The organism is Aeromonas sp. QDB11 (genome assembly GCF_027705265.1).
In the GTDB taxonomy this organism is placed as follows: Bacteria; Pseudomonadota; Gammaproteobacteria; order Enterobacterales; family Aeromonadaceae; genus Aeromonas; species Aeromonas allosaccharophila.
In genome coordinates this window covers 1-5155 of sequence record NZ_JAPDBM010000116.1, presented here as the reverse complement: position 1 = coordinate 5155, position 5155 = coordinate 1, and the positions used below count along the sequence as shown (strand labels likewise).

Below are 5155 nucleotides of genomic sequence, written 5' to 3'. Positions count from 1 at the left end.
AGAGCCGAGAAAGTCCATGCACTGCTCGCTGACTGGTACAAGGCCCGTGCCAAAGAGGTGTTTGCCAGACGCCTCAACGCCATGCTCGAGCAGGCCATCTGGGTCACCGAGCGTCCGCCACTGCGCATCCTGACCATGCAGACCCAGTGGGGCAGTTGTTCCCCCAATGGCCGGATCACGCTCAACCCGCATTTGGTCAAAGCGTCCCGCGAGTGTATCGATTACGTGATCCTGCACGAGCTCTGCCATATTGCCGAGCACAACCACAGCGAGCACTTTTACCGGCTGATGGGTCAGGTGATGCCCGGTTGGGAAAAGACCAAAGCGAAGCTGGATGGCATGGCTAACCGCTTGTTGACGTGAGTTATCAGCTCGTCAGTCACCCACAGCCCGGCAGGCCACCCTTGCCGGGCTGAATTTTTTGGTGTGGATGCATTGATTGCTCTTCGCATGGAGCCTTTTGTAGCCAAAAACGGACATTTTTTCTGAGCGGAATCATCAATCGCTTCAGAATAATGTTCTATATCCGCCACCCTCTTATGTCAAAAAAGGAATAAAAAACATTTACTTATTATTTATAAAAATAAATATTCGTGATTATGTATGCTTATGTGATTTTTTATAACTATATGTTTTTTAATATAAAAAATGAAATTTTGTTGAGTGTGGCATTTTTGCCATGATAGCGTCGATAGTTATTATTTATAAAAATAAATAAGTAAAAACAACGCCTTACGTGCACTATTGCGGTTGACGACCCCCTGCCCAGTTACTAGGTTGTATGCAGGTCAGGTAGGAGTAGTCATGCAGCAAAAAACGGTTCAGCAGCCCATCGTCACCGATGCGGAGATCGCAAAAACAGCACGGTATAACCGAGACATCAAAGCTTCGGGGTATCGCCCCTGGGTCACGGTGCGGCAGTCCCATACCTATGGTCAGGGGCAGATTGTGTATAGTCACAAAACGAGACGTGAGCATCATCTGCTGAGTCGTGGCGAGAGGGCACCATTTTTCTATTTCGAACGCGATCCAACTGTTATCGACATTCTCGAACAGTATCCGTTACCACTGCATCAAACTCTAGAAATTGCTGCCTCTCTGAACGTTGTCCATCCAGGTAATTATAAAGAACGAGGTAATCATGGTGGCCGCATCCCAGCCAAAACTATGACTCAGGATTTTGTCATTATTCGGCAAACGGAGGCAGGGAAGCATATATTGAGTCCATATAGCTTCAAATATTCTGATGCGCTGGATCCAGAAATAACATCCCCCCGTGTTGTTAATCGTACATTGGCAAAAGAGCGAATTTCCCTTGAGTATTGGCGTACTCAAAATATTGATCATGTGTTGATAACAGAGAAGAGTTTTGACGCCACCATTATTTACAATTTAGAGTTTCTACGAGAATGTTTTGATGAGGCTGAACTGATTCAGGTTTCGGCAGAATTTTATGCCAATGTTATTGTTCGGTTTAGGCACCACATGATAGCAACCCCTTTATCCACGCTGCTGATGTTAATTCATCAGGTAGCCTATGAACTTAATATTGATAAATTTCAGGTGCAGTGTTTGTTCCAGCACGCGGTTTATACCGGTCGTTTGAATATCGATTTGACACAACGAATCGAGTTATACCGTCCTCTGTCAGTAATACGGAGGTCTAATGCGGGTTAACCAAAAGATCGTGTCTGATACCAAAAATAGTTCCGAGCTGCTGATCATTGATATCTGCTGGGATACAATGCGGCTAGCTGTAACTGAATTGCTACTCGTTTCACCGAAACGGCCATTTACCTTGTCGCTTGACGAAGTTGAAAATGATATTTCTCAAGGGCGTAGACATATAGCAGATCATGATTTTCCAAAAATCATCTATGAAGCAGATAATAACTTAAATCCAAGCTGGATAAAAAAACGTGATGAAGGACTTGCTACGCTTGAACCCCTAATAAGCGATCATGAACTGAGGCATCGTTATCTATATGGTGACTCAAGCGGGATTTTGAAACTACTCATTGATCGTTCAGGAAAAAGTAAAAAGTATGTCACTAGTCAATTGAATCGCTACTTCCGATGTGGTGGCATTCCAAATGCGCTATTACCTAATTACTTCGCATGTGGCAAAAATCACCAGTTGCCTACTACATACCTGGAGCTGGAAAAGGGGAAAGTTTGTCTTGCATCAAAACGAGGGCGCGAAACGCTTTATGGTAAATCTTACCGTGGCATTACCCAACAAGACATTAAAAATATAGTATTCTTCTCCAAGAAAATCCGCTCGGGGACAGAAGTCCAGCTTTCTCGGTTGTATTTGGATTTTTGTATGGAGTATGCTTCGACAGAGTTGCGCCCGATGGGAGCCCCGGACGAGGATATTGCTGAACCGTTCAAAATGTTACTACCCAGAAATTATCTTATTTCTCCCAAATCATTCAAGCGCCAGCTTACTAAATATGTTGATCAGTTGACGTTTTTGAAAAAACGGGTAGGTAGTATAAATTATGATCGAGATTACGCCGGCAAGCCCGGGCTCGCGAGAGCGGGACTCCGAGGACCGGCATCGCGCTACGAAATTGATAGTACTATTGCAGATATATATATTCGATATTCCTACAGCAAAGATGAACTAGTCAGTATAGGACGACCTGTAATCTATAGTGTTGTTGATAGTTTCAGTGGAATGATTGTGGGAATTCATGTTGGTTTTGATAGTCCTTGTTGGCACGGTGCCAGTCAGGCATTATTTAATGCTATGAGTAATAAGGTCGAATTTTGTAGACAGTATGGCTATGAAATAGCTGAGTCTGATTGGCCCTGCCAGGAGGTTTGTCGTGAATTAACGTTAGACCGAGGTTCAGAGAATACTGATAGCAATATAGCTTCCCTCCTTCGCGGTCAAATTGGTATTACTGTAGGCAATTTTAATGCATATCATCGTGGTGATATGAAAGGCACGGTTGAGAAGAGTTTTGATATTATTCAGTCTCTAGCGATTCCCTTTGATTCTGGCAAGGTTGTAAAATCTCCAAAAAAAGAAGACCAACATGCATCCCGTAATTCTTTGTATACCTATGAACAGTTTATGGTTCGACTGATAAAATGTATCATATTTACCAACAATAACAGGGAAAGAGTCCTATCTCATAATTTTGAGATGTCGCGAGATGGTGTGGTTTTTACATCTCGTGGTGTTTGGGATTGGGGGATGGAGCAGGCGATATTGAAACCACGAGTTTCAACAAATCGCCTACGATACGCATTGTTGCCGGAAGCAGAGGCAACAGTTAGGTCTCAGGGAGTGTTCTTCAAAGGTTTATATTATAATTGTAATGAAATTGTACGTAGGGGCTATCTTGACCGAGCAAAAAATATTGGTCGTTTCAAAATAAAGGTTCGATATACCGATATCAGCACTAATCATATCTGGTATGGAGATGACGAAAGTGGAGAGCTCCTCCAACTGGATTTGACTGATCGTAGCGAAGCCTATAAAAATCAAATTTGGGCCAATGTCATGCGCCGTCAAGCGATTGTCAAAGAACAACTGGCTATTCTAGATGAAAGCAGATTTGATGCACGTGCATTATTGGAAATGGATTTAAAACAATGTGATGATGCGATTAGAGCAGAAAGTCGCCATCTTAAAAAATCCAATGCTAAAGGCATTCAGCCAGGGATGAAAACCCTCAAGCATATTGAGGCTGTACAGCAGCGACATAATGAAATGCAAGCCATTTATGCCGATCTCTCTGGGGTCGACAACCGGGATCAAATCCATCGGCCCAAATCGCTGCAATCTAAACAAAATTTGAATGATCCGACAGTAATATCCTTTCAGGAAGACGAACAATGAGCCAGCCAAATTATTATATGCATCCTAATCGACAGTATCGAGACAACCCATTAATTGAGGCGCTGGGTCAGCCATTAACAATGCAGCAGTTTTATGCACTCAGCGAGTTGCCTTTTATTAACAATGTTGATTTGACTGGTGTTGATGCATCACTTCATGGTTATTATATCCGAACCCTGATCGATCAATTGAATGATGTTTATGCCGTTCAAGACGAGGCATATCGTTTATATGATGTCATGCGACGCATGATTGAAGCGGGGTATGATAAACGCAATCCTCTGCGAACAGATATACGGCGGATACTGACGGCTATCGATAGAGACAAGACCAATCCCAATCAGGTTGCATATTTATCAAGCTTGGAACTCTATTCTGTATTGCAGAGTTATTTGTTGATTGGACTGAGTGGTCGTGGTAAATCATTTATGGTAAGGCGTATTCTGAAACTATTTGATCAAGTTATTGAACATTTCAATTATACCGACCACAAGGGGCAGGAGCATACGCTTGATCAATCTCAGGTAACGTATCTGTATGTAGAAATTCACGAGCGTCGTGGTCAAAAAGCGCTGCTGTTGAATATGCTGGAGGCGCTGGATGAGGTGACCGGACAAGCATATGCATATGAACACCGTAATAGGTCTGTTAATGAGTTAATTACCATAGTGCGCAAGCTTCTTATCGGTCATAGTGTTGGGTTGGTAGTCGTTGATGAGGCCCAAAATCTAGCCAAATCCTCCCGTAATGAAGTTTTAAGTATCAATGAAAAAACGTCGATAAAATTTGTCGAGGAATTGTTCAACAGAGTCGGTGTGCCGATCATGCTGGTAGGAACATTTGCAACGCTAGCATTATTTGAGCGTGAAACAACTATCGGTCGGCGAGTGACCAAAAATGGATCTATGTTATTGGCGAGTTGCGATTCTAATAGCTCATTTTGGAACCGCTTTATCCGCCTGCTATGCCAGACTCAATTACTAAAAAATCAATCAACATCGGTAGATATATTGTGTAGGCATATTCATTATCTGAGTGCGGGCATTCCGGCAATTGCCAGTAGCCTGGTTCATGTACAGGACCTTAAGCGTTGAGTCCCTTTAAAACTCCTTCCAAGGTCCTGTTCTGTATCGATTTTCTCTGCTTGGTTCGGCAAGCGTTCTTGGCCAAATAATCAGCTGCCCATTCCAGTCTTTCCCTTATTTCTGTCAGCGCTCTATGGGCCACTGCTTCCAATAGCGGCAACCACCATGTCGTACTGTTCTTTGACGCTTTCAACATCGATAGCTTCCCTGTCAT

General features: G+C 43.1%; 4 protein-coding genes and 1 pseudogene. 4 read left to right on the top strand and 1 reads right to left on the bottom strand.

The genetic code is table 11. The features are described 5' to 3' along the window. From OKC40_RS21660 to OKC40_RS21645, 4 genes are all read left to right on the top strand, one after another. Window positions 1-363: M48 family metallopeptidase (locus tag OKC40_RS21660; RefSeq protein WP_270796962.1), on the top strand; the 363-nt coding region annotated here is incomplete at its 5' end. Between the two features lie 441 nt (window positions 364-804). After that, window positions 805-1677 (top strand): TnsA endonuclease N-terminal domain-containing protein, encoded by an 873-nt coding sequence (locus tag OKC40_RS21655; RefSeq protein ID WP_024946119.1) that lies wholly within the window; start codon window positions 805-807, stop codon window positions 1675-1677. Window positions 1678-1687: 10 nt separating this feature from the next. Continuing rightward, window positions 1688-3856 (top strand): transposase, encoded by a 2169-nt coding sequence (locus tag OKC40_RS21650; protein ID WP_231556886.1) that lies wholly within the window; start codon window positions 1688-1690, stop codon window positions 3854-3856. Beyond that, entirely contained in the window at window positions 3853-4950 is a 1098-nt protein-coding gene (locus tag OKC40_RS21645; RefSeq protein WP_270796961.1) for an ATP-binding protein, read from the top strand. The genes OKC40_RS21650 and OKC40_RS21645 overlap by 4 nt, the downstream gene beginning before the upstream one ends. Here OKC40_RS21645 and OKC40_RS21640 read toward each other — a convergent pair. After that, window positions 4940-5155, bottom strand: a pseudogene (locus tag OKC40_RS21640) (IS4 family transposase); the annotation flags it as partial. The gene OKC40_RS21645 and the pseudogene OKC40_RS21640 overlap by 11 nt on opposite strands.

What these genes read in the sequence shown, in the direction of transcription:
- OKC40_RS21655 (WP_024946119.1), top strand. Translation starts at nt 805, where the DNA reads ATGCAGCAAAAAACGGTTCAGCAGCCCATCGTCACCGATGCGGAGATC.
- OKC40_RS21645 (WP_270796961.1), top strand. Translation starts at nt 3,853, where the DNA reads ATGAGCCAGCCAAATTATTATATGCATCCTAATCGACAGTATCGAGAC.